17 protein-coding genes, 1 tRNA gene and 1 other RNA gene are annotated in these 23,329 nt (G+C 73.9%); 10 read left to right on the top strand and 9 right to left on the bottom strand.

Features of this window, described 5'->3' with window-relative positions; genetic code table 11:
* The first annotated feature begins 147 nt into the window (after window positions 1-147).
* Window positions 148-2,181 carry a hypothetical protein gene (locus WME85_RS52360; protein WP_437833226.1) on the top strand — a complete coding sequence of 678 codons (2,034 nt, stop codon included), beginning with the start codon at window positions 148-150 and terminating at the stop codon, window positions 2,179-2,181.
* A gap of 157 nt (window positions 2,182-2,338) precedes the next feature.
* On the top strand, window positions 2,339-2,848 hold the full coding sequence (locus tag WME85_RS52355; protein ID WP_437833223.1) for a TraR/DksA family transcriptional regulator: 510 nt from the start codon (window positions 2,339-2,341) through the stop codon (window positions 2,846-2,848).
* A gap of 70 nt (window positions 2,849-2,918) precedes the next feature.
* Here WME85_RS52355 and WME85_RS52350 read toward each other — a convergent pair whose 3' ends face one another.
* Window positions 2,919-4,508: a bifunctional metallophosphatase/5'-nucleotidase gene (locus WME85_RS52350; protein WP_437833220.1), complete on the bottom strand. Its 1,590-nt coding sequence runs from the start codon at window positions 4,506-4,508 to the stop codon at window positions 2,919-2,921.
* A gap of 27 nt (window positions 4,509-4,535) precedes the next feature.
* A complete protein-coding gene (gene def / locus WME85_RS52345; RefSeq protein ID WP_437833217.1) occupies window positions 4,536-5,111 on the bottom strand; it encodes a peptide deformylase in 576 nt (191 codons plus the stop codon).
* Between the two features lie 119 nt (window positions 5,112-5,230).
* Between def and WME85_RS52340 the strand changes: the two genes are divergently transcribed.
* On the top strand, window positions 5,231-6,151 hold the full coding sequence (locus WME85_RS52340; protein WP_437833215.1) for a hypothetical protein: 921 nt from the start codon (window positions 5,231-5,233) through the stop codon (window positions 6,149-6,151).
* 103 nt (window positions 6,152-6,254) lie between these two features.
* On the opposite strand, the gene WME85_RS52335 is transcribed toward WME85_RS52340, so the two are convergent.
* Window positions 6,255-7,043: a hypothetical protein gene (locus WME85_RS52335; RefSeq protein WP_437306628.1), complete on the bottom strand. Its 789-nt coding sequence runs from the start codon at window positions 7,041-7,043 to the stop codon at window positions 6,255-6,257.
* A gap of 248 nt (window positions 7,044-7,291) precedes the next feature.
* Here WME85_RS52335 and ffs point away from each other — a divergent pair.
* Window positions 7,292-7,381: signal recognition particle sRNA small type (gene ffs / locus WME85_RS52330), an RNA gene on the top strand.
* Between the two features lie 75 nt (window positions 7,382-7,456).
* Here ffs and WME85_RS52325 read toward each other — a convergent pair.
* Window positions 7,457-8,926 (bottom strand): right-handed parallel beta-helix repeat-containing protein, encoded by a 1,470-nt coding sequence (locus tag WME85_RS52325; RefSeq protein WP_437833212.1) that lies wholly within the window; start codon window positions 8,924-8,926, stop codon window positions 7,457-7,459.
* 55 nt (window positions 8,927-8,981) lie between these two features.
* On the bottom strand, window positions 8,982-13,340 hold the full coding sequence (locus WME85_RS52320; protein WP_437833211.1) for a protein kinase domain-containing protein: 4,359 nt from the start codon (window positions 13,338-13,340) through the stop codon (window positions 8,982-8,984).
* A 348-nt stretch (window positions 13,341-13,688) separates the two neighbouring features.
* Between WME85_RS52320 and WME85_RS52315 the strand changes: the two genes are divergently transcribed.
* Window positions 13,689-15,122 carry a sigma 54-interacting transcriptional regulator gene (locus tag WME85_RS52315; RefSeq protein ID WP_437833208.1) on the top strand — a complete coding sequence of 478 codons (1,434 nt, stop codon included), beginning with the start codon at window positions 13,689-13,691 and terminating at the stop codon, window positions 15,120-15,122.
* A 130-nt stretch (window positions 15,123-15,252) separates the two neighbouring features.
* Here the strand turns inward: WME85_RS52315 and WME85_RS52310 are convergent, their stop codons facing one another.
* Window positions 15,253-15,693: a deoxycytidylate deaminase gene (locus WME85_RS52310; protein WP_437622509.1), complete on the bottom strand. Its 441-nt coding sequence runs from the start codon at window positions 15,691-15,693 to the stop codon at window positions 15,253-15,255.
* A gap of 276 nt (window positions 15,694-15,969) precedes the next feature.
* Here WME85_RS52310 and purD point away from each other — a divergent pair, with 276 nt between their 5' ends.
* The 4 genes from purD (at window position 15,970) to WME85_RS52290 (ending at window position 19,796) form a co-directional block, all read left to right on the top strand.
* The gene (purD, locus tag WME85_RS52305; protein ID WP_437833206.1) at window positions 15,970-17,307 is read left to right on the top strand and encodes a phosphoribosylamine--glycine ligase; all 1,338 of its coding nucleotides are present in this window, start codon (window positions 15,970-15,972) and stop codon (window positions 17,305-17,307) included.
* Window positions 17,308-17,324: 17 nt separating this feature from the next.
* Window positions 17,325-17,774 (top strand): hypothetical protein, encoded by a 450-nt coding sequence (locus tag WME85_RS52300; protein WP_437833203.1) that lies wholly within the window; start codon window positions 17,325-17,327, stop codon window positions 17,772-17,774.
* Window positions 17,775-18,065: 291 nt separating this feature from the next.
* Complete coding sequence (locus WME85_RS52295; protein ID WP_437306622.1) at window positions 18,066-18,944, top strand: FHA domain-containing protein; 879 nt, start codon at window positions 18,066-18,068, stop codon at window positions 18,942-18,944.
* A gap of 3 nt (window positions 18,945-18,947) precedes the next feature.
* A complete protein-coding gene (locus tag WME85_RS52290) occupies window positions 18,948-19,796 on the top strand; it encodes an FHA domain-containing protein (RefSeq protein ID WP_436624019.1) in 849 nt (282 codons plus the stop codon).
* On the opposite strand, the gene WME85_RS52285 is transcribed toward WME85_RS52290, so the two are convergent.
* The 3 genes from WME85_RS52285 to WME85_RS52275 all read right to left on the bottom strand — a co-directional run bounded on the left by WME85_RS52285 (window position 19,687) and on the right by WME85_RS52275 (window position 22,079).
* Window positions 19,687-20,595 carry a DciA family protein gene (locus WME85_RS52285; RefSeq protein ID WP_437833200.1) on the bottom strand — a complete coding sequence of 303 codons (909 nt, stop codon included), beginning with the start codon at window positions 20,593-20,595 and terminating at the stop codon, window positions 19,687-19,689. The two genes, WME85_RS52290 and WME85_RS52285, sit on opposite strands and share 110 nt — an antisense overlap.
* A 387-nt stretch (window positions 20,596-20,982) precedes the next feature.
* Window positions 20,983-21,065: transfer RNA gene (locus WME85_RS52280), tRNA-Leu, on the bottom strand.
* A 150-nt stretch (window positions 21,066-21,215) separates the two neighbouring features.
* Window positions 21,216-22,079 carry a Crp/Fnr family transcriptional regulator gene (locus tag WME85_RS52275; RefSeq protein ID WP_437833198.1) on the bottom strand — a complete coding sequence of 288 codons (864 nt, stop codon included), beginning with the start codon at window positions 22,077-22,079 and terminating at the stop codon, window positions 21,216-21,218.
* Window positions 22,080-22,359: 280 nt separating this feature from the next.
* Here WME85_RS52275 and WME85_RS52270 point away from each other — a divergent pair, with 280 nt between their 5' ends.
* Window positions 22,360-23,328 (top strand): hypothetical protein, encoded by a 969-nt coding sequence (locus WME85_RS52270; RefSeq protein WP_437833196.1) that lies wholly within the window; start codon window positions 22,360-22,362, stop codon window positions 23,326-23,328.
* The last annotated feature ends 1 nt before the right edge of the window (window position 23,329 follow it).

Raw genomic sequence — 23,329 nt, 5'->3', positions numbered from 1 at the left:
TGCTTTTGTCGCGCTTGTCCGCGCCTGTTCGCATTTTGCAGCGCCATGTCTGGCGCGCGCCGCCACCTCGGCGCGCGCCGTCATCTCGTCCGTGACGCTCTCCTTGGGCGTCGACTCGGGTGTCCGGGAGCCGTATAACCGGCGCTCATGCGAACTCTCCTGCCGCTCGCCACCCTGGTCCTGATGGCCGGTCCCGTCGCCTGCGGGCCGTCCCCCACGCCTGCCGCGCCGACAGGAGGACAGGGCGAGGTCAAGGCCGGACCCTCAGAGGCCGCCAGCCCCGCGTTCGATCTGTCCCCGGTCGCCGAGCCCGCCGACGTCGTGGGCCTGCTCCGCTGGAGCAATCCGGCGGCCACGCTGTCGAGCGTCGCCACGTGCGCCGGGATGTCGCCGGCGCTCGCCGAGGCGGGCGCGCAGGGGCTCTCCTCGGGCCTCTTGAGCGAGCTCGTGAGCCCCTCGATCGACGCGAACCAGCTCGCCGCGGTGGTCGCGCTCGACGCGCCGGTGCACCTGCTCGTCGCGCTCGACGACAGCTCCAAGCGCGGCACCCCGGTCGCGGCGGTGTCGCTCGGGCTCACGTCGCTGGAGCGCGCTCGGGGCACGCTCGAGGCAGGCGCCACGCTGACCGAGGTGAAGCCCGGCCTGTGGAAGATCGGCGGCAAGGAGCCGTCCTCGTCGAGCTGCTTCCTCGCCGCGTCCGCGGGCTCGACGCCGGCGCGGCTCCTCTGCGGCGACCGGGACCGGGACGTGACGACCCTCGGGCCTTACCTCGCGCGCACGCTGCCGACGCTCGCGCCCGAGCAGCGCGATCTCCACGGCGAGGTCCGCTTCGTCCCGCTCAGCGCGAAGTACGGCGCCATGGCGAAGCAGCAGCTCGGGGGGCTCCCCATCCTCGCGCAGAGCCAGCTCTCGATCGGGCAGCCCCAGTTCGACCGGGCGCTCACCGACGCGACCACCGCCGTCCAGGAGGAGCTCGCGGCGCTGATCGACGACGCGAGCAAGGCCGTCATCGATCTCCGGGTCGACCCCCAGTCCTGCGTGAACCTCACGGCGGGCCTGGAGCTCCGGGGGCAGTCGTCGTGGCTCGCGAAGACCATGGCCGAGAGCGCGAACCGCGCCGGGCCCGCGCCGGCGCTCTACTGGCGCGTGCCCAAGGACAGCCACGGCGCCTTCTTCGACCACGGCTACGACCCGGCGCACTACGAGGGCATCCTGAAGACGCTGCGCGCGATGCTCGAAGGGTGGCTGGAGAAGGAGAAGATCGGCAGGCCCGCCGATCGCAAGGCGCTCGCCGATGTCCTCTCGCTGCCGATCAACCAGGCGCCCAGCGTGTCCGCCCACGGGTACGTCGACGCGCCGCCCGCCGCGGCGGCGGCGAAGGACGCCAGGCCGACGCCGAACCAGATGTTCGACGGCATGATGGGGAGCTTCGTCGGATGGAACCTGTTCGGGTTCGAGGAGGCGCCTGACAGGTTCGTCAAGTACCTGAAGAACGTCGTCACCGCCTACAACACGCCCGGGCTGCGCAAGCGGCTCCCGGAGCTCGACATCGATCCGAAGGACCTGCCGACGGTCAAGACGGTGGCGGCGCCGAAGGAGCTCGGGAAGACGTCGCTCGCGGTCGAGATCCAGATCGTCAACGAGCTGCCGTCGCTCGACGGCGACGCGGCGCAGGGCGCGACCCCCTCCAAGGCCAAGCCCAAGCCGAAGCTGACGGTGACGCTGCACCTGCTCCTCACGGGTGACGAGAAGACGACGTGGATCGCCTTCGGGCACGACAAGCGCGAGCTGCTGAGGCGGCTCGCCCAGGTGAAGGCGGGCGCGCCCGAGGCGGAGACGCTCGCGTCGCGTCCTGGGCTCGAGAAGCTGAAGACCGGGAAGTTCGTCTCTGGTGGATTCTCGACGCTCGCCCCGATCACCCGCACGCTCCAGAGCGTGCTCACGACCCTGTCCAAGCCCGGCGCGGGGGGCATGGCGCTGCCCCCGGAGGCCCAGCAGTTCGGCGACGCGCTGGCGAAGCTCCCCCACAAAGGGGAAGGGCTGATGTTCGTGACCACGCAGGAGCAGGGCGGCGCCGCGCCGCGCGCGGAGCTCTCGATCAACGTATCCAAGCCGGTGCTCGAGGATATCGGCGCGCTCCTCGCGGCAGGGCTCCAGATGGCCGGCATCACGAAGCCATAAGCTCCCGGATGCGCTATCACAGCCGGGAGCGTGGCCAGGCGGCTGCTCCTGCTCGGCCGTGTCCTTCTGTCGCCGGACCTCGCGCGTGCGTCGTCCGCCCACGCTCGAGACCGGTACGCGAATTGCCCCACCTGCCTGTAACGATGAGAGGAATCCAATGAACAACCGTGAAGGTGCGAGTCGCGACGGAACGAGCCCGGCGCGGCCGGAGACGTCCGGGAACGCCACGACGGCAGCCCCCATGCCGAGGCCGCCCGTGCGCCGCGCGGCGCCCGATACGGACGACTCCGATCTGCCCGAGCTGACGCAGGAGCAGCTCGACGAGCTCAGGCAGGCGCTCGAGGAGCGCCGGGCGAGCCTCGTCGCCAACATCGACGAGCGGCAGCACGCAGAGCGCGACGTCTCGCGAGAGGTGGGCGACGAGATGGACGAGGCGAACGCCGAGGGCGCGACCTCGCTGACATCGAAGCTCCTGGAGCGCGATGTCCGGGTGCTCGCCGAGATCGACCGCGCGCTCGCGAAGATGAAGGAAGGGAGCTACGGGATGTGCGAGGGCACCGGCGAGCCCATCGGCTACCGCCGCCTCAAGCTGCGTCCCTGGGCGCGCTACAGCGTCGCCTACCAGGAGCAGATCGAGCGCGAGGAGCGGACCGGCGGCGGCGCCTGATCCTGCCCTGCCAGCGGACAAAGCACGTCCAGCGCCGCGCCAGCGATGGGCGCTGGACGTGCTTTCCGCGCTAGCGAAACCGAGCGTCCAGCGGCGCGCTCGCGCTCGTACCGAGCGCCTTCGTCCACGCGATCACCGGCGCACGCCAGTCGAGGCCTGTCCACTTCGGGGACGGGTCCTGGGCTTGGAAGCGGAAGCCATCCCCGCCGAAGTAGAGGAAGTCGATCGTCGCGACCGTGTAGCGGCGGCCCTCGTCCAGCGGGGTGCCGTCGAGCAGGACATGACGGCCGTCGGCCGACGGTGACACGCCGACGAGCACCGCGTCGCTGTGGCGGAGGGTCTCGAGGATATCGCTGCCCCGGAGCGAGCAGATGACGAGCTTGTTGTCGAACGGGAGGACCGAGAACACCGTTGCTCTCGTGATCGGTCCCCTGGGCACAGCCTGCCGGATACCGTCCTTGTTCAGGATCGCGATGTCGACCCCGAGCTGGTCGCGCCAGGCCCCTGCGATCCAGCGCTGGATCTCGAGAGAGTCGCGCTCCATCCCGTCGCTCGAATAGCCGATCTGCTCACCGAGCGCCGCGTCCAGCTCGCGCTGCCAGCCGGCGCTCGCCCTGGCGAGCGCCTCGTCGGGCGGGGCGGCGGGCGCGCCCTCCGGGTGGGACACGTCGACCACCTCCGTGGAGGCCGACACGACGCGCTGCTGCAACGGACGCCGGGGGTCGATCTCGAGCGATACGCGGGCGTAGCTGCGCAGCCGCCAGCCAGGGTTGACGAGCGGGACGCCGCCGACGCGCAGCTCCGCCCTCCTGTGGCAGTGCCCGGCGCCGACGAACGAGAGGCGCCACTCGGGGTGACGGGCGAGGAGCGGCTCGAGCACGTCCTGGCACTCGTGGGCGAGGAGCACCAGCGCGTCCGGCTCGGCGCGCCAGGCCTCCGGGATGGCGCGCGAGAGCGCCGCCTCCTCTTCCTGGAAATCGATGCCTTCGAAGCGGCTCGCCGTCGCGGCCTCACGGGTGCGCGCGGTGGCCAGCCCGACGACGCCGAGGCGCAGCCCGCGCCGCTCGAAGACGGCGAAGGATGGCAGCGCGAACGCGGAGAGCGACGGGTCCGTCACGCGCAAGTTCGCCGCCAGGTAGGTGGCCCGAGAGCGCGTCCTGTTCTGGAGGAAAGCGTCTCTGCCGAAGTCGAACTCATGGTTCCCGAAGGCCGACGCGGCGTAGCCCATCCGCGCCATCGCGTCGGCCATCGGCGCCCCCGTGAAGTAGGAAGAGATCGCCGGGCCGGTCCAGTTGTCGCCGCCGGAGAGCGCGAGCGTCGACGGATCCTGGCAGGCCGGCGGCGGGGGGAGCTGGGGCGGAGCCCCGGGCGCCGGGCCAGCGCAATGGCCCTCCCGCGAGAGCCACAGCCCCAGCACCTCGGCAGCGCCGCCGAGGACCCGGCCCTGCTCGACCGTCGGCAGGAGCCACCCGTGCTCGTCGGTCGTGTAGAGGAGGGTGATCGCGGCCGGCGCGCGCTCGGCCGGGGCCGGCGCCTTGGCGGCCGTCGTCGCGTCCCTCGGGTCGCACGCCGGCAGGGACAGGAGCGCATGAGCGCCGAGCGAGAGGGCCGCGATCGCGCGCCGCGCGAGAGGCGCTCCGCGGGCCGCGTTCAGAGGCATCGTCGAGGCTCAGCGCGGCGATGCACCTCAGCCACCCATCCGCTGGATGAACGGGACGATGCGCTCGACAAAGGGCTGCTTGTGGTACCGATCGAACTCCGCCCAGGTGCAGAGCGTCCGCGGATCCTTGACGCGATCGACGAAGAGCACGCCGTCGACGTGGTCCTTCTCGTGCTGGAAGGTGCCCGCCGTGAGCCCGCGCACGACGCGATCGATGGGCCGCCCCTCGCGGTCCAGGCCCGTCAGCCGGATCTCGGTGAAGCGGTCGACGACGCCCCTCAGGTTCGGGACGCTCAGGCACCCTTCGTAGTTCTCGAACGTCTCCTGCGTGAGCGGCTCGATCACCGGATTGACCACGATGGTGAGCGGGATGTTGGGCTTGTACGGATAACGAGGGTTGTTTTGCACCTCGACCGCGAAGATGCGCACCGGCGCGTGGACCTGAGTGGCCGCGATGCCGGCGCCGTTCGCGTCGCGCATCGTCTCGACCAGGTCGTCGATGAACGCCTGCATGGCGGGAGAGGAGAGCTCTTCCGGCGTGACCTCGCGCGCTCGCTGCCTGAGGACGGGGTTGCCGATGTGGGCGATTTTCAGGAGCGTCACGGGCCAATCGTACCATAGGAGCGCGCCGCCGGCCTGGCCGGCCATTCCGGCGTCCGCGCCCGACCATGCTCCGCGCCCGACCATGCAGGGCGCGGCAGCGTCAGCTATGGAGAGGGGGCATGCACCACTTCCCCGACGAGCCGCGCGTGCCCGAGCAGCAACAGGCGACCGCCGCCATGCACCTCCGCTTCGAAGACGTCAGCCAGAACGGGCGGGTGATGCTCGACGCGCTGCCGCACGGCCTCGGGCCCGCGATCTGGGTGAAGCTCCTGCAAGCGAGCCCCATCGCGACGCTCATGAGCGCGGGAGTCATCCCGATCCTCACGCGCCTCATCATCGAGGGCGGAGAGGGGCCGATCGCAGCCCGGGAGCCGCTGCAGCTGCGGGGGCTCTACCAGCTCGCGCACACGGTGGACGCCGCGTCCGAGGTGAACCGGCTGGTCCTGCCGATGTGGCTCTCGGCCACCGCGCGCCGCAGCCGCACGTACGGCCCGCCGCCGCCCGGCGCCGGCGAGCCGATCCAGGTCGGTCGCGTGTTCGCGGAGCACGTCTTCACGCGGCCGTTCGCGGAGGCCGGCGCGCGCAAGGTGCTGCGCTTCGAGTCGCCGGATCTGCCGGCGGTGCCGCCCGAGCGCTACGCCTGGCGCTCACCCGAGGCGCTGATGGGCCTGCCAGAGGGCGCGGAGCCGCTCGACGCGGAGCCGACCCTGGATCCGGTCGCGGTCGCGTTCGGCCTGGATCACACCGACGGCAACCAGCACGTGAACTCGCTCGTGTACCCGCGGCTCTTCGCGGAGGCCGCGCTCCGGCGCCTCGCCGCGCAGGGACACAGCACGTCGGTGCTCGCCCGGAGGGTGGAGATCGCCTACCGCAAGCCGTGCTTCGCGGGCGCGCGGGCGAGGATCGTGCTGCGCACGTTCGTGATGGGAGGCGCGCTCGGCGCGCTCGGCGCGTTCGTGCCGGACCCGGCGGAAGGCGCGGCCAGCGCCGCCCCCGACGCGCGCGCCTACTGCACCATCCGCACGCTGTTCGAGCGCTGAGCGGGCCCGGCAGGCGAGCGCGCCGCCCTGCCAGCACGCGCGCCCTCGCGACGGCGCGCGGAGGTGCCGGGAGCGCTGCGCGCTCGCTCGCCCGCCGGCAGCGCTATGCGGTCGCCGGGCGGGGCAGGCCGGCGCGGTCGGCAATCTCGTTGTGGAAGGCGCGGAACGTCGACTCCTGCGGCCACGAGGGCGCGTTGGCGAGGAGCGCCTTGACCCGGGCGAGCTCGCCCTCGTCGATCGCGACGACGGCCGCGGCGTAGCGCATGGCCCAGAAGACGAGCGGGCTGGCCTCGCTCGCGCGCTCCAGCAGCACGCGGTCGCCCGGCACGCTCTGGTGGGCGAAGGCGCGGGCGAGCGCGCCTGCGGCCGCCCGCAGCGTGACCACCCGGTCGCGGAAGGGAGAGCTGACGTTCGGCAGCGGGAGCCGCTCCAGCCGGCCCGCCTGCTCGAGGGCCGCGTCGCGATCGCCCTCGAAGGTGTAGAGGAGCGTGTCCAGGAAGAGCCGGTGCTCGAGGGCCGCGTCCCACGCAGGCCCCCGCTCGGCAGCGGCCATGGCGGCGCGCGCCTTGTCGACCCAGCCATACGCCGCGAACGCCGTCGCCGTCATGAGCGGAGCCATCGTGGCCGGGTGCGGGATGCGGTGCAGCGTCGGCGACCAGCGCTGCAGGACCGACCGGACGTCGCCCGAGCGGAGCAGCCGGCGCAGCTTGCGGCGAGCGAGCCAGCGGGCCGCGGCGAAAGCGAGGACCACGCCGAGCACCGCCGCCATGACCACCGGCTGCTGCCAGGCGAACCGGAGCGCGGCCGCCGCCAGCGCTGCGGAACCGATGAAGATAAGCACCGGGATCAGCCGGCTGCTCCGTGCTTCGTCCTCGGAATCGAACGGATTCACGACACTTCCAAGCGTACGGTCCTTCCCGTACGAGGCAAGTCCCGGGCGACACTCGCTCCAGGCGGATCACCCCCGGAGCGCCCCCGGGGGAGTAGCGAGGGAGGGGCGGCGTTCGTCGCGGAGCCGGAAGCCGGGCGAGGGGCGGCCGGGACGCCGTGACCACAAAGCGCGCGGCGCGCTCCAAGGGGCTCGACACGGACCCGAGGTTCGGTTACGAAGTCGCTGCGTCAGGCGCTAGCGCCTTGACCTCATGGGTCCGCCGACAGCGCGCCGTGAACCCCGCCAGGCCCGGAAGGGAGCAACGGTAGCGGAAAGCGAGTGTGGCGGGCCCACTTGCTTTTTGTGGGTTCGACGCGCTCCCGCACCCACCTGCGCAGCCCCGATGCGCGGAGCCAGCGCGGCGCCGTGGTGGCTCAGGGGGCATCGAGCGCAGCGGGGGCGTCGGGCGCGACGGGCACGGAGAACAGCGCGTCCGGGCTCGTCGTGATGCGGGGGACATCCGCGCCGTACAGCGGGCTCGCGCCGTCAGCAGACAGGCGCTGCTGCACGATGCCTGTCGCCTCATCGCCGCCCTCCAGCGTCACGTCCGCGAGGCGGCTGTCCGGGCCGACGCCGCCGTCGATGAGCACGCTCGCGCGGCGCGACGGGTCGACGGAGGGGTTGCTGGACTCGAGCCCGTTGCCGCTCAGGACGAGCCCGGAGATCACCGCCTGCGCCCGCTCCTGCCAGCTCACGCCGTCGCCGACGACCTCCTGGGAGCGATCGCTGCCCGCGCTCACCACCGCCGAGTCGGCGAACGTCCCGGCGATGCGCATCCCGTCGATGATGATGCCGCGCGCGTCGCCGCTCATCCCCAGTCCGATCGCCCGGTTCTTCTCGAGGACGCCTCCCCTGAGCGTGACCGGCTGCTCCGCCGTCGTGTGCTGGATCCAGATCCCGGGCTGGTTGCCGCTCACCTCGAAGCCCTCCCCGTCGCCGCCGAGAGAGGCGCTCGCCTGATCGATCAGGAGACCAAAGCCGCTGTTGTCCGCGACCCTGAGCGCCGTCGCGTCGAGGGTCGAGCAGCCGGAGACGGAGACGCCGCCGCTCGGATCGAACCCGCGGAGAGCGTTGCCGCTCACCTCGACGCCGGACAGCGTGGCGCGCGCTCCGACGAGCGACACGCCGACCACCTTGTTGTCGCGAAGGATCGCGTCCTCGACCTGGACGTCGACCGGAGCCTCGCAGTCGCAGCCGCCGGTGCACTGCGCCCACAGGCCCGGCCCCTGCGAGCCGGAGAGGAGCGAGCGCGCCACGAAGAGGCGACCGGCGTCGAGCGCGCTCAGCCCGTAGCGAGCCGAGCCCTCGATCGCCGAGTCGACGAGATCGAGCGACGCGCCAGGGCCGAGCGTCACGCCGTCGGACGCGCTCCCGGCGACGCGCACCGCCTCGATCCGCGCCCGCGCGCCGGGCGCGATCTGCACGCCGCCCGCCCCGACCGTGAGCCCCCGCAGGACGGCGGCGTCGCCCGCGGCGAGCGACACCGCCGCGACGGTCACGGAGCCGGCGCCCCTGCCCAGCAGGCTCACGCCCGGGGGCAGATCGACAGGGCCGTAGGCGCCGGGGCCGAGCGCGATGCACGCCCCGGGGCGAGCCGCCCCGGAGGCCTGCGAGAGCGCCGCGTCGCTCGAGACCTCGACCACCTCCGCACAATCGACGGAAGCGGCGCAGAAGTCGCCGCCGCAGAGCGCTCCGGCGGGGACCCCGATGCACGCGCCGGAGGCCGTCAGGGCGCCCGGGCAACCGCTCGGCTGCGGTTCAGGATCCGACGCGCACCCGAGCGCCAGAGGGCCGAGCAGCGCGGCGCCCAACACGAGAACTGCCTGGTTCCAAGCCTTGATCATGACGAACGTCTCCCGCGCGGCGCGCCGCGCTAGCGAACGAGAAAGGGTCAGCCCCTCAGCTCCCTGAGAGCAGCGCGCGGCACTCGTCCGCGCGCGCGGCGAGCTCGCCCTCGCGGAAATGCGCCGCCAGCGAGGCGGTCAGCTGCGCCACGGCAGCCTCGGCGCGCGGGCGGGTAGAGGGGTCGCGGAGGGCCACGCCGCAGATCCGCGCGAGGCCGAGCGCCACCTCGCCGAGGTACACGCGCCCGCCGCCGACCTCGGCGAGGCGCAGCGCCGTGCACCCGGAGTCGAGCGCCTCGCCGACGTGACCGGCCGCGAGCAGCGCCGCGGCCAGGTTGCGGTAGGCGTCCGGGAGATCCGCGCCGGCGCCCGACTGCTCGCCGAGCCTCACCGCGCGCCGCGCGTGCTCCAGCGCGGCGTGCGGGCGCGAGAGCCGGAGCTCGACCTCCGCGAGGTTGTTGTGCCCCGACGCGACCGCCTGGAGGTCGCCGAGCCGCTCCTTCAGCGCGAGCGCGCGCGCGAACACCTCGCGGGCGCCGCCGAGATCGCCCTTCGCGAAGAGCACCGCCGCGACGCCGTTCAGCGCGAAGCTCAGCGCCTGCGGGGACGCGCGCTCGTCGGCGGTGCGCACGGCGCGGGCGGCCTGGCGGTAGCAGCGCTCGGCCTGCACCAGCCGGCCGCGCGAGTAGAACACCGTCCCGAGCGCGAGGAGCAGCTGCGACGCTGCCTCGCTGCGGCGGCCGTCGCCGGGCGGAAGCCTCCGGCAGATGCGCAGGCTGCGGAGCGCGACCGCGCGGCAGGCGTCGAGATCGCCGTCGCGCCGGTGCAGCGCCGCGAGGAGCGCGTACATGGGCAGCGCCTCCAGGGCGGCGCCGCCGCGCTCCGCGAGCGCGATCGCCCGCTCGACGAGCGCGCGCGCCTCGGGCGTCGCGCCGCGCATCTTGCGCGCGAGCGCGAGGCGGAAGTCGACGCGCGCATCCCAGAGCAGCGCCTCGGCCGGGTCGCGCGAGGCCGGCGGGGCGGCGCGCCGCTCCGCGCGCAGGATCCGCGCCCGCGCCTCGCCGTAGGCGCGCTCCGCCTCGTCGAGGCGGCCCGCCCTCCGGAGCGCGTCGCCGACCTCCAGGAGGAGCGCCGCGCGCTCGTGCCAGGCGAACAGCCGGCGCTCGTCGCCGCCCGGCGGCGAGACGGAAGGCGCGCGCGCCTCGAGGCCGCCCGCCGCGCCGCCGCCCGCCGCGCTCGCGTGGATCTCCCGGGCCCGCTCGAAGTGGCGCAGCGCCTCGGCGTTCTGCCCGAGCGCCGAGGCGCTGGCCGCCGCGCTCGCGTGGGCGAGCGCCGCCCTGCGCGCGTCGCCGCCGCGATCGTGGTGGAGCGCCGCGAGCGCGGCGCCGACGTCCCCGAGCCCCCGAGCCCCCGCGGATCGCCCGGCCGACAGTCCGTCGAGCCAGGCGGCCACCGCGCGGTGCATCGCGCGGCGCACCTTGAGGCTCAGCGTCTCGTAGGCGATCTCCTGCGTCGCCCCCTCGGCGAAGACGTACTCGAGATCGTCGGGGAAGGTCGACGCGTCGCGCGCCCGGATGAGCTGCTGCTCCCGGAGCCGGCCCAGCACCTCCGAGGTGCTCGAGCCGCCGCCGTCGAGCGGCGCGACCTCGCGGAGGTGGTCGATCGCGCCCTTCCAGAACGTCCTGCCGATCACGGCCGCCTGCGCCAGCGCCGCCCGGGCCTCGCCGTCGAGCCGATCGAGCCGCGCCTGGACGATGCCCTGGATCGTCGCCGGCAGCGCGAGCCGGGCCAGCTTCTCCTCGTGCAGGACCCAGGGCTCGCCCTGGCGGCGCTCGAGCGCGCCGACGTCGATGAGCAGGTACAGCGTCTCGGCCAGCGTGAGCGGGCTGCCCTCGGCGCGCTCCGCCAGGGCGCGGACGGCCTCCGCCGAGCAGCGCGCGACGAGGCGCAGGCGATCGCGGGCCATGTCCTCGATGTGCCGCCGCGACAGCGGGCCGAGATCGAGGCGCGCGTGGCTCGCCTTCCCCTCGCCCCAGTGCGGCCGCCGCTCGTAGAGCTCGGGCCGCGCGGCGCCGACGAGGAGCAGCGGCGCGTCCGAGAGGCGCAGGGCGAGGTCGTCGAAGAGGTCGAGGCTGGCCTCGTCCGCCCGCTGGATGTCGTCGAGCAGGACGACCACGGCCCCGCGCGCGGTCATCGCCTGCAGCAGCGTCGCGAGGGCCGCGGCCACCCGCGCCTTCACCTCCGCGCCTCCCTCGTCAGGGACGATCGCCGTGGACACGGCCGGCGCCGCCGGGGACGGGCAGAGCAACGACGCGATCTCGGCCAGCGCGTCCTCCAGCGCGAGCGGATGGGGCGCGTCAGCCGGGTCGCCCCCCGCCGCGCCGGAGGCGCCGCTCCTCAGCTTGCGCAGCACGACGTCGCGCGCGTCGTCGTCCTGGATCCGGAAGTGGGCGCGCAGGAGCGACGCGGCGAGGTGGTAGCTCGCGTCCATCGACAGCGAGGAGCACGCGGCGCCGAGCACGACGGGCGGGTCCGCCTGCGACAGCGCCCGCTCCCGGACCTCGGCGAGGAGCCGGCTGCGCCCGATGCCGCCCGGGCCGATCACCGAGACAAACATCGCGCGCCCCTCCGCGATGACCGTCTCCAGCGCCTCCGTGAGCCGCTGCACCTCCGCCGCGCGCCCGAAGAAGCGGGTGTCGAGGCCGAGGAAGTCGGAGCCGGCGCTCGCGCCGCGCGCGAGCCCGAGGACGCGGAAGCTCGACGGGCCGTCGCCCTCGGGCTCGACATGGAAGAGCCCGGCCACCTGCCGGAACGTCGGCTGCGCGATCAGCACCGCGCCCGGCGTGGCGGCCTGCTGGAGCCGCGCGGCCACCCTGAGGGCCTCGCCGGAGGCGTCGAGCGGGGCGCCTGGCCCCGCCGCGCCGCTCACGAAGAGCCTCCCCGTGCTGATGCCCACGCGCAACCTCGGCCGACACCCCGGCGGCAGCTGCGCCGGGAGCGACGCGGCGTCGGCCGCCGCGAGCTGCAGCCCGGCGCGGACGGCCCGCTCCGCGTCGTTGTCGCTCGCGCGCGGCGCGCCGAACAGCGCGGTGACGGCGCCGTCGCGCTGGCCGTTCACCGCGCCGCCGAGGCGCTCGACGCGCTCGCGGACGATCTCGAGGCAGGCGTCGCGGAGCTCCATCTCCTGCTCCGGGTCGAGCGGCGCCTGCCCCTCGCCTCCGGCCACGATCTCCGCGACGAGGACCGTGCAGACGCGGTACTCGCCTGCGGGCTGAGCGGCCCTCGAGGCGCGCGCGGGCGCCCTCGGGGCGGAGAGCGGCGCCGCGCTCCGGCCTGGTGCCGGCGCCGGCGGCGCAGCCGCTGGGGGGGAGCTCGACAGCGTGGCCGCCAGCGGGTCGATCGGCGGCCGGAGCGTCGCGCCGCGGCGCGCGGCCGCGAGCGCCTCCCCGAGCGCCCGCGCGTCGCCGAAGCGCGCTGCAGGCTCGACCGCGAGGGCTCGCGCGACGACCGCCTCGAGCGCGGGGCTCGCCGCAACGCCCAGCCCGGCGAACGAAGGCCGACTGAGCGGGTCGACCGAGGCGAGGTAGAGGTCGGCCCAGTCGCTGCCAGCGAGCGGCTGCCTGCCCGACGCCAGCTGCAGCAGGATGAGCCCCAGCGCGAACACGTCCGTCCACGGCCCGGTGGCGCCGAGCTTCGGGTTGAACTGCTCCGGCGCGCCGTAGAGCGGCGTGAACGCGTGCAGCGTCCGCGATAGCGCGAGCTCCTGTGTCGTGGCGCTGGCGGACCCGACCGGCGCCCTCGACGGCGCCGCCGCTCGCCGCGTCTCGACCAGCGCCCGCGACGGCGGCATCGACGCGTCGATCACCTTGGCGATGCCGAAATCGACGATCTTGATCGTCGTCCCGCCGGGCGCCCCGACGAGGAACAGGTTCGCCGGCTTGATGTCGCGGTGAGAGACCCGCTCATCGTGCGCCATGGCGAGCGCCGAGACCGCCGGCGCGAGGAGCTCGAGCGCCTCGTCGACGGAGCACGGCCCGCGCCCGGAGGCGCTCCGCGCCTCGATGTGCTGGGCGAGCGTCTCGCCCTCGAGCCACTCCATGACGATGTACGGCGTCCAGTGGCCCGCGGGCGAGGTCGCGGCGGAGACGTCGAGCGCCTGGACGATGCCGGTCGTCCGCCGCGAGAGCCGGTGCAGCAGCCGGGCCTCGCGCTCGAAGGTGTCGAGCAGCGACGCCCGCTCCTCCGACGAGAGATCCGCGGGTATTTTCAAGCACTTGACCGCGACCTGCTCCTGGAACCCCAGGTGCGTCGCCCGGTAGACGACGCCGAACGCCCCCTCCCCGGCCACGGCGTCGACCAGCAGCTTGTCGCCGATGGTGCTGCCCACCCAGCCGAACGGGTCTCCCGCGATCATCCGCGGAAACTCTACCGCCCGCGCCGCGGTACAGGGAGCGCGCCGCCGGCGCGGGATCGCGATCGCCGCCCCGCGCCTGGCGCCCACGCGCCAGGGCGCGCGAGGCGAGCGCGACAGCAGTCGCCGTGGGTGCGCGTCCGTGCTACGCAGCGGGCTGCTGGGTGCGGCATCGGTCCTGGCTACCGTCCTGCGAGAGCTGCCGCAATCGTCCCCGGGACGGATCGCACGCGTGCAGTGGAAAGGCGTCGTTCGTCGTCTGGCGCGACTCTGGGGTGCGTTGTGGCTGAGCCGGAGATTCTTCCCCGCGAGGGTGGCCCGTTCGAGCTCCTGATCATCACCCAGAGCTCGATGAGCACGCGAGCGCTGCCGCGCTCCGGCAGCGTCGTCCTGGGCAGGGAGGATGACGCCGACGTCTGCGTGCCGGACGCCTCGGTGTCGCGCCGTCACGCGACGCTGCACCTCGGCCCGCCGCTCCGCATCGAGGACCTCGGCAGCAGCAACGGCACCCGCGTGCGGACCCGGCACAGCAGCGCGGCGACCGAGCGCCTCATCGACGTCGGCAAGGGCGCCCCGGCGCGGAACGCCGCGGTCGAGCTCTCGCCCGGCGACGTCATCTACCTCGGCGCCGCGCGCGTCATCCTCCGGCAGAAGGGCGGCGAGCGCGACGCGCGCAAGGACGTCATCGTCAAGGACACCGCGATGCGCGCCGTCTACGAGCTGGCCGAGCGCGTCGCCAGGGGCCCGATCAACATCCTGCTCCTCGGCGAGACGGGCGTCGGCAAGGAGGTGCTGGCCGAGTCGATCCACAGGGCGTCGCCCCGCGCGCAGCGGCCTCTCCTGCGCCTGAGCTGCGTCGCCCTCTCCGAGTCGCTGCTCGAGAGCGAGCTGTTCGGCCACGAGCGCGGCGCCTTCACCGGCGCCGTCCGGGCGAAGCCGGGGCTGCTCGAGACGGCCGAGGGGGGAACCGTGTTCCTCGACGAGATCGGCGAGCTGCCGCTCTCGATCCAGGCCAAGCTGCTCCGGGTCATCGAGGAGCGGAAGGTGATGCGGGTCGGCGGCCTGACCCCCACGAAGATCGACGTCCGCTTCATCTCCGCGACGCACCGCAACCTCGAGGCCGAGGTGAGCCGCGGCGCGTTCCGGCAGGACCTGTACTTCCGGCTGAACGGCGTGACGCTCACCATCCCGCCGCTGCGCGAGCGCCCCGGGGAGGTCGCGGCGCTGGCGCAGCTCTTCGCGGAGCGCACCGCGAAGGAGCTCTTCCCCAGCGAGGCGAGCGCGGGCGCGGTTCCGATCTCGCCCGCGGCCCTCGTCGGGCTCCAGCGCCACAGCTGGCCAGGCAACATCCGGGAGCTGCGCAACGTGATCGAGCGCGCGGTGATCCTCGCCAACGGGGCGCCCATCGGGCCGGAGCACCTGCTCCTCTCGCCGCTGGCCGATCCCAACCAACCCTCGCATGCCTCGACCCTTCTGACGGACGCCTCTTCGACGTCGGCCTCGACGCCCGCCGGGGCGTCCGCTTCAGCCTCTGCGGCCCCTCTGGCTCCTCCTCCGAATGCGAAGAGCGTGCCCGACGGCGCGCAGCGCGCGCAGGACGACGCGGGCGCGAGCCCCACGCGGCTGCGCGACGCGATGGAGGCCCACGAGCGCGAGCGCATCGTCCAGGCGCTCGAGCAGTGCATGGGGAACCAGACGCGCGCCGCGGCGCTGCTCGGGATCTCGCGCCGCACGCTGGTGGAGCGGATCCGCGTGTACGGGCTGCCGCGGCCGCGCAAGGCCTGAGGGTTGCGCGGGGCGCCGCGCATGTTGCGCGAGGGCTCGCGCAACTGCGCACCCGCGCGCGCGACGCCTCAGCGCGTCCGCGCGCGGCCCTTCCCGCCCGCGCGTGCCTTCCCGCCCGCGCGGCGGCGCCTCAGGCGGGCGTCTCGCGCTGCTGCAGCGGGGCGAGCTCGATCCCGAGCTCCGTGGCGAACCGGAAGATGCGCTCGTCCCGGTAGAACTCGCCGAACACGACGCGCGAGATCCCCGCGTTCGCGATCATCTTGAAGCACCCCCAGCAAGGCGAGGCCGTCACGTAGACCGTCGCGCCGTCGATCCGCACGCCGTTCCGCGCGGCCTGGATGATGGCGTTGGCCTCCGCGTGGATCGTGCGCACGCAGTGCCCCTCCTCGATCAGGTGCCCCTCCTCGTCGCAGTGGGGCAGCCCGCGGATCGAGCCGTTGTACCCGGTCGCGAGGATGCTCTTGTCGCGCACGATCACCGCGCCGACGTGCTTCCGATCGCACGTCGCCCGCGACGCGACGACCTCGGCGATGCGCATGAAGTATTCATCCCACGAAGCCCGGTGAGTCATCGCTCGTCTCCACCACGGGGATCCGCGCCCGCCGCCCCTCCGCCGTCAGGGCTCCGCGCGCGCTGGCCCCTCCAGAATGTTCAGGGATCCGCGCTCCGGTCGCTCGCGTCCCTCGCGAGGCGGCCCGGCGACGCGCGCCCGCGGCCAGCTGAGCCGCGCCGCGCGCCCCGCGGGCGCTTCTATCACGATGTCGGGCGCCGCGGGGCGCCTCTCCCGGGCCGGGCGACCGCGCGAGGCGCCTCGACAGCGAGGGCCGGCGCGTGGTAGCGCGCGGGGGTGAGCTCCACCGCGACCAGCCGCCGGTCAGATCGCCGCATCCTCGTGCTCGGCTCGGGGGGGCGCGAGCACGCCCTCGCGCGCGCGTTCGCCCGATCGCCCTCCGTCGCCGAGGTCATCGTGGCGCCCGGGAACGCCGGGACCCGCGCCGAGGGCGGCGCCGGCCGCGCGCCGATCCGCCGCGTCGACCTCGCCTCCCTGTCCCCCGACGAGGCGACCCGGCTCGCCGTCCGCGAGCGCGCCGACCTCGTCGTCGTCGGCCCCGAGGCGCCGCTCTGCGCCGGGGTCGCCGACGCGCTCGCCGCCGCGGGCATCGCCGTCTTCGGGCCGAGCGGCGAGGCGGCGCGCCTCGAGGGGTCGAAGGCGTTCCTGAAGGAGTTCGCCGCGCGCCACGGCATCCCGACCGCGCCGTTCCAGATCGCGCGCTCCTACGACGAGGCGGCGCGCATCATCCGCAAGCGCGGCGCCCCCATCGTCGTGAAGGCCGACGGGCTCTGCGCCGGCAAGGGCGTCGTCGTCGCGACGACCGTCGACGAGGCGCTCGCGGCGGCGAAGGACATGCTCGTGGATCGCCGCTTCGGCGACGCCGGCGCGACCGTGATCCTCGAGGACGCGATCCAGGGCGAGGAGGCCAGCCTGCACGCCATCAGCGACGGCCACGCGATCTTCGTCCTGCCGGCCGCGCGCGATCACAAGCGGGTCGGCGAGGGCGACACCGGGCCGAACACCGGCGGCATGGGCGCCTTCGCGCCGAGCGCCCGCGTCACCCCCGCCCTGACCGCGCGCGTCGAGCGCGAGATCCTCCGGCCGACGATCGACGGCATGCGCGCGGAAGGGAGGCCCTTCCGCGGGGTGCTGTTCGCCGGGCTGATGATCACGCCCGCGGGGGATCCCGTCCTGCTCGAGCACAACGTCCGCTTCGGCGACCCGGAGTGCGAGGCGCTGATGGAGCTCCTCGAGGGCGACGTCGCCGAGCTCTGCGCGTCGGCCGCGGCGGGCGCGCTGGATCCCGCGGCGGCGCGCGTCGCCCCCGGCCGCCACGCGCTCACCGTCGTCCTCGCGGCGCGCGGCTACCCCACGGCGCCCACGACCGGCGACGCGATCCGCGGCCTCGACGCCGCGGCCGCGGTGGAGGGCGCCTTCGTGAACCACGCGGGCACGGCGGAGCGGGACGGCGCGATCGTCACCGCGGGCGGCCGCGTGCTCGCCGTCACCGCCGCGGGCGACTCGCTCGCGGAGGCGCGGGAGCGGGCGTTCCGCGCCGCGAGCGCGATCGACTTCGACGGCAAGGTGCTCCGCCGCGACATCGGGGTGGACGGAGCGCGCGCGGCCGGGTGACCGGGTGAATCGACGCCATGGAGCCCATCATCGATCTCGCCCCGGGCGCTGAGGAGAACCCGCTCGCCGCGCTGTTCGGCCGGCTCATCCGCGAGCACCTCGCGCGCGACGGCAGGCGCGCGGCCGACTTCCGGGCGCTGCGCGGCTCGGTGCTCGTGGTCGCGCAGGACACCGGTACGTCGATGACGATGCGCTTCGATCACGGGCGCCTCACCATCCACGACGGCGCCATCGGCATCCCGTCCGTCACGTTCTGCGGCGACGAGGCGGCGCTGCAGAAGCTCCCCGACGTCGCGTTCCACCGCTGGCCGAGCCTGCCCAAGGTGGGCGTGCTGCACCGCCGCCAGAGCGGCCCGCTGCGCGAGCTCGCGCGCCTCGTGGCCAGCGGGGAGCTCAAGGTCTACGGCCTCGTCGCGCACCCGCGGCTCATCCTCACGCTGCTCCGGGTCCTCTCGCGCCACGCCTGAGCCGCGCCCGGACCTTGGGCGCCCCCCCCCCGGCGCGACCTGCCGCGCCTCACCGAGCACGCGGCCTGCCGCGCCTCACCGAGCACGCGGCTTGCCGCGCCTCACCGAGCACGCGGCTTGCCGCGCCTTGCCGCGCCCGGCCACGCGGCGCCTTACTGGTGTGACACTGTAAGATGACAGCAGACCTCTACGCCCGCACTCCACGAGCGTTCTTGTAGGCTTGCAAACCAATACCACGCGGCCTGGAAGCTGACTTTTGACGGCCTGTTGGGCTGTTGGTATGGCTCGATCATGGGCATCCGATTGCGCTACCTCGCCCACGATCTCGAGGTGCCGCTCGGCGAGTTCTTCATCGGACGGAGCGCCGACTGCCAGCTGTCGCTCGACGACCCGCTGGTGTCGCGCAAGCACGCGCTGCTGACCGTCGGCGAGGGCGGCGTGGCGATCGAGGATCTCGGCAGCCGCAACGGCGTGCTCATCAACGGCGCCCGGATCACGGGGCGCCAGCTCCTGTCGGACGGCGACAAGATCGCGATCGGGGGGCAGGAGATGTTCCTGCTCGGGGCGATCGAGCCGAGCTCGACGCACTCGCCGCGGAGCGCGCCGCTCTGGACCCGGCAGCAGAACGCGCGCACCGTCGACATGAGCGAGATGTCCTCGGGCGAGGACGACGGCGCGACGGCCATCGCCTCCCGGCGGTCGCTCCCCGGGCTCATCCCGCAGCACCCCGACAAGCGGGTGCACGCGCTCAGCCTCATCGGCAGCGTCGCCGACAAGGCGCTCGCCCTGGGGCGCGTCGACGAGGCCGAGCGCATCCTGCAGCGCTCGCTGTCCGACATCCTGACCAAGGCGCGGGAGGGCGGCGTCGGCGCCGTGCAGCCCGAGCTGGTCGAGAAGGCCAGCACCTACGCGGCCCGCCTCGCGGCGGCGACGACCCGGGGGTCGTGGATCAACTACATTTTCGAGCTGAACACGCGGCTCGAGCTCCTCCTTCCCGCCTACCTCGTCGATGAGCTGTATAGTGTCCTGCGCAAGGTGAAGGCCGTCGACATGTCCATTCTCCGTGGCTATGCGAAGCGGCTCCGCGAGCGTGCAGGAGAACGTACCCCGGCGGAGCGGTTCATCCTCCAGCGTATCGAAGGGCTCGAGCGCCTCGGCGCACTGAAATAGACCATGCCTTTCCGCCTCCGGTACTTGGCGCACGATTTCGAGCTCCCCGAAGGGCCCTTCGTGATTGGCCGGAGCGGCGACTGCCAGCTCTCGCTCGACGACCCGCTGGTGTCACGGCGCCACGCGACGCTGCAGGTGCGGAGCGACGGGGTCGCCGCGATCGATCTCGAGAGCAGGAACGGGGTGTACGTCAACGGCACCCGCATCTCGGGCCAGCGCGAGCTGACCGACGGCGACCGCATCATCATCGGCAGCCAGGAGATGCTGCTCTACGGCGGCGAGGAGTCGCGGCCCCACGACGCCTACGGCGTCGAGTTCCGGCGCGCGACCGCGACGCTCGGCGCGATGGCGCTGACCGAGATGCGCAAGATGTCGGACGACCCGACGGAGCTCACGAGTCCGACCGGGGACGGCGGCTCCAAGGGCTTCCAGTCGCTGCGCCTGCTCGCGAGCCTCGCCGACAAGGCGCTCGCGATGGGCCGGAGCGAGGAGGCCGAGCGCATCCTGCAGACCGTGCTGATCGACATCCTCAGCCGCGCGCGGACGAACGTGCCGCTGGAGATGCCGGCCGCGGAGCTGGCGGCGCGCTACGCGGCTCGCCTCGCCGGCGCCACGACCAAGGGGACCTGGGTCAACTACGCGTTCGAGCTCTTCACGATCGCGCGCCGCCCGCTGCCGGGCCCCGTCGTCGACGAGCTCTACACCGTGGTCCGGCGCGTCAAGTCGCTCGATATCCAGCCGCTCAGGATCTACCTCGACGACCTTCGCCGGATGGCTCCTTCGTTCGGTCCGACCGAGCGGTTCCTGATGCAGCGGATTGAGGGTCTCGAGCGGCTCGTCGCGGCGAAGTAGCGGGCGGCGGGTCGCCGCCGGGCGCCTTGCGAGCAGGCGCGGCGGCCTGAGGCGAGGCGCGCGGCGACGGCGGCGTCGCGCGCGCGGCCGCGCGAGACGCCGGCTGCGGGGCCGCGGGGGAGACCGGCGGCGAAGCGGCGCGCGACGCTGGCGGCGAAGCGGCGCGCGACGCCGGCGGCGAAGCGGCGCGCGATGCCGGCGGTGAAGCGGCGCGCGACGCCGGCGGCGAAGCGGCGCGCGACGCCGGCGGCGCCGCGCGCGAGGTCGCGTGAGACGCCGGCGGCGGGGCGGCGGGGGAGACCGGCGGCGGTGGGTTGCGAGGCCTCGAGCTCGCCTCCGCTTCCTGCCAGCCGAGGTTCCTCGAGGCGGCCTTCGCGATCGCGTCGCGCAGCTCGGGATCGGCGACCTTGCCGAGCTCCCGCCGCACCTCGAACGGGAGCGGCGCCTCCTTCGGCGCCGGGCGGACCTCCTCGCGCCAGGGGGGCCGCGCGACCGGCTCCACCTTGCCGACGCGGAACCGGAGCGACTGCACCGGCAGGCCGCGCGCGCGGAGCTGCGTGGTGATCGCGTCGCCGAGCATCGAGAGCTCCTGCGCCCACGTCGAGCTGGCCGCGCGGACGTGCAGCACGCCGCGCTCCAGCTTGAGCGGCCGCGCGCGCGCCGCGATCCGCGACCCCACCGCCGCCTCCCAGTCGCGGAACGGCATCGGCGCGGTGTCGACCTCCGCCGGCGCGGAGAGCGAGGACTCCCGCTGGATCATCGCGCCCAGCCGCTCGATGCCTCCGCTCCGACGCGCCATGCGAGCCGAGCGTAGCAGCCCGACAGCCCATTGTTCCGGCAGAGCGCGCCGTCCACGCTCGCCCAGCGTCACGGACGGCCGCATCCCGTCGCGCCGCGCAGCGACCAGGACGTTCGACCGCCAGCGCTGTGACTTCTTCGAAGAATTTGAGGGGATGTCTCCGCCCGGCGCCCGTGATCCGACGGAAGCCGTCAGCCGGCGCAAGCGCCGCCACCCGGCCGAAGCCGCAACTGGCCGGACGCCGTCACCCGGCGCCGCATCCTGGACCGGTCATTCTGGAACGATCAGTCCAGAATCGTGCATCCGACAAGCGCGAGCCCGCCAGCACCCTCGCCAGCGAAGGACGACCTCCGCGCTCCGGCGCATCGTCCATGGATTCCGCATCAGTACCGAAGGTGGGACTCGAACCCACAAGCCCGTGAGGACAGCGGATTTTGAATCCGCCGCGTCTGCCATTCCGCCACTTCGGCTCAGCGTTGCGATGTCAGGGAGCTACTGGAACCGTAGATCACCGGGCACGACCCTGGCAACGGTCAGAGAGCAGTCTGAGAGCAGCTCGAGCGCGGCGCGCGAGGGACGGAGCGACGGCGCCGCGCGCCGCGAGGCCGCGCGGCGCCGGATCACACCACGAAGTCCAGCATCTGGAGGCGCGTCAGGTAGTCCTGGAGCGCGGCGGCGTACTCGTCGATCAGGAGGTCGAGCTTCACCAGCGCGCTCCGCTCGTCGACCGAGTCGACCGTCCCGCTCACCGGGATCTCGCGCGCGGGCAGCACCAGCACGCCGCTCCAGTGCGCGCCCTTCGCGGCGTCGCGCAGGCCAGCGAGGCGCAGCCAGCCGTCCGAGAGCTCGACGACCGGGACGAGGGCGCCGCTGTCCAGACGGACGGCGCTCTTCAGCGTGTGGGCCGGCTCGACCATGTAGTGGGAGCGCCGGTTCTTCTCGATGAGATCCTCGAGCGTCGCGCAGATGACCTTGCTCAGCGGCGTCTCCTCGCTGTCGAGCACGAGCTCGAGCAGCCGCTTCATCGCCTTCTGCGTGCGGATCAGGTTCGCGCGGACCTCCTCGAGGCGCCGCGCGTCGCGGCGGATCTTGCCGGCGACCACGTTGAGCAGGTTGTTGTAGAAGGGGTAGGCGACGTCGCCGTGCTCCTCGAAGAAGTCCTGGAGCTCCGCGACGCCGATGCGCCAGATCTCCGAGGGCTGCGTCGTCACCGCGGTCGTCGTCCGCCGGAAGCCGGTCAGCGCGCCGAGCTCGCCGATGGGCGAGATGGGGGTCAGGCGGAAGCGCGTCTCGCCCGCGTCGAGCAGCGCGACCTCGCCCTTCACCAGGAGGAGCATGTGCGTCGGCGCGCTCCCGGCCTCGAAGAGCACATGGCCGTTCGGGACCTCCTGGCGCTGGAACGCCATCATCAGCTCGTCGAGGTGGTCCTCCGTGATTCGCTCGAACAGGGGGATCGCGTGCAGGTCGGAAGGGCGGACCGCCATGGGGTGACACTCCTCTTCAGCATGGGTCGGGAGCATGGGTCGGGCCCCGCGTCCGCGACGTCGCGGGACACGGAGCCTTGCGGCGCGCGGGCTCGGCGTGGACCGCGGAGGGGCATCCTACTCGAGGTCCCGACGCGAGGAAGAGGGATGGTCGCCCCGCCGCGAGCAGCGCGAGGTGGACCGCGAGCCCGCGCACCATCTCGCCTCGTCGACGCGCCGCCGCGCCGGCAAGCATGCACGGCTGGCGGGATCCGGGAGGTGCCGGTAACGTCGCCGGGTGATGCAGTCCGCTCGCCAAGCGCCCCTCGCCGCGTCGCGCCGGGCGCCGCTCCGGCTCCTCGTCATCGGCCTCGCCCTCCTCGTCGTCTCGTGCGGCTCCGCGTCGCCCGGCGCGCCGGCCCCGGAGACGGCCCCGCCGCCGAAGCCGCGCAACGCGGCCGCGATCGCGCAGTCGATCGCCGGGGGGAAGGTCTCGGTGCTCGTCTACGCCGACAGGACCCGGGGCCACCCCATCATGGCGCGGCTCGCGGCGCTCGATCTGTGGGGCCCCGTGCTCGGCGGCACCGGGCTCGATCCGGAGCGGGACCTCGAGCGCGCCTTCGTCACCGCGCCGCGCGCGGACGCGGCCAGCGAGTCGGTGATCGTCCTGGAGCACAACCTGCCGCCGGAGAGGCTCGAGTCAGGGCTCGACGCGCTCCTCTCGCGCAGCCAGCCGCCAGGGACGCGGGAGAGCGAGCTCGGCGTGCCGGCGGTGCGCGTGACCCTCAAGGGGCACACCCGCGTGGTCGCGACCGTGGAGCCGAACTTCCTCGTGGTGCTGCCGGTCGCGCGGGCGCGCGAGGCGCGGCGCTTCGTCGGGACGGGGGGCTTCCCCGATCCGACCGGCGAGGAGGCCGCGTTCGCCACGGCGGTCGACCCGGCGCGGACCCTGAAGGGGCCGCGAGAGGCGCCCCGCGTGCCGCCCACGCTGCGGTCGCTCGAGGCCACCGTGACGCTGGCCAAGGACGGCGGCGCCCTGCTCGCGCTCGACGGCCCGAGCGAGGGCCCCGAGCAGGCCGCGAGCGACGCGGAGTTCCTCAACGAGGAGATCGAGCGCACGACCTCGTTCCGCATCGCCATCGTCACGGTCCGCGTCGTCGATCCGATCGGGTTCTTCGCCGAGGGAGACCGGGTGAAGGCGAAGCGGCGCGTGACGCCAGGGGAGCTCGACAAGCTCTTCGGCCTGCTCAGCGCCGTGCTGCCGCGCTAGG

Source organism: Sorangium sp. So ce1153, assembly GCF_051521595.1.
Lineage (GTDB): Bacteria > Myxococcota_A > Polyangia > Polyangiales > Polyangiaceae > Sorangium.
The sequence above is the reverse complement of the archived record's forward strand: the minus strand, read 5'-3'. Positions and strand labels throughout refer to the sequence as shown.

Coding starts and splice junctions, on each gene's coding strand:
- WME85_RS52360 (WP_437833226.1), top strand. CDS start 148: ATGCGAACTCTCCTGCCGCTCGCCACCCTGGTCCTGATGGCCGGTCCC.
- WME85_RS52355 (WP_437833223.1), top strand. CDS start 2,339: ATGAACAACCGTGAAGGTGCGAGTCGCGACGGAACGAGCCCGGCGCGG.
- WME85_RS52350 (WP_437833220.1), bottom strand. CDS start 4,508: ATGCCTCTGAACGCGGCCCGCGGAGCGCCTCTCGCGCGGCGCGCGATC.
- WME85_RS52340 (WP_437833215.1), top strand. CDS start 5,231: ATGCACCACTTCCCCGACGAGCCGCGCGTGCCCGAGCAGCAACAGGCG.
- WME85_RS52325 (WP_437833212.1), bottom strand. CDS start 8,926: ATGATCAAGGCTTGGAACCAGGCAGTTCTCGTGTTGGGCGCCGCGCTG.
- WME85_RS52320 (WP_437833211.1), bottom strand. CDS start 13,340: ATGATCGCGGGAGACCCGTTCGGCTGGGTGGGCAGCACCATCGGCGAC.
- WME85_RS52315 (WP_437833208.1), top strand. CDS start 13,689: ATGAGCACGCGAGCGCTGCCGCGCTCCGGCAGCGTCGTCCTGGGCAGG.
- WME85_RS52310 (WP_437622509.1), bottom strand. CDS start 15,693: ATGACTCACCGGGCTTCGTGGGATGAATACTTCATGCGCATCGCCGAG.
- WME85_RS52300 (WP_437833203.1), top strand. CDS start 17,325: ATGGAGCCCATCATCGATCTCGCCCCGGGCGCTGAGGAGAACCCGCTC.
- WME85_RS52295 (WP_437306622.1), top strand. CDS start 18,066: ATGGGCATCCGATTGCGCTACCTCGCCCACGATCTCGAGGTGCCGCTC.
- WME85_RS52290 (WP_436624019.1), top strand. CDS start 18,948: ATGCCTTTCCGCCTCCGGTACTTGGCGCACGATTTCGAGCTCCCCGAA.
- WME85_RS52285 (WP_437833200.1), bottom strand. CDS start 20,595: ATGGCGCGTCGGAGCGGAGGCATCGAGCGGCTGGGCGCGATGATCCAG.
- WME85_RS52275 (WP_437833198.1), bottom strand. CDS start 22,079: ATGGCGGTCCGCCCTTCCGACCTGCACGCGATCCCCCTGTTCGAGCGA.
- WME85_RS52270 (WP_437833196.1), top strand. CDS start 22,360: ATGCAGTCCGCTCGCCAAGCGCCCCTCGCCGCGTCGCGCCGGGCGCCG.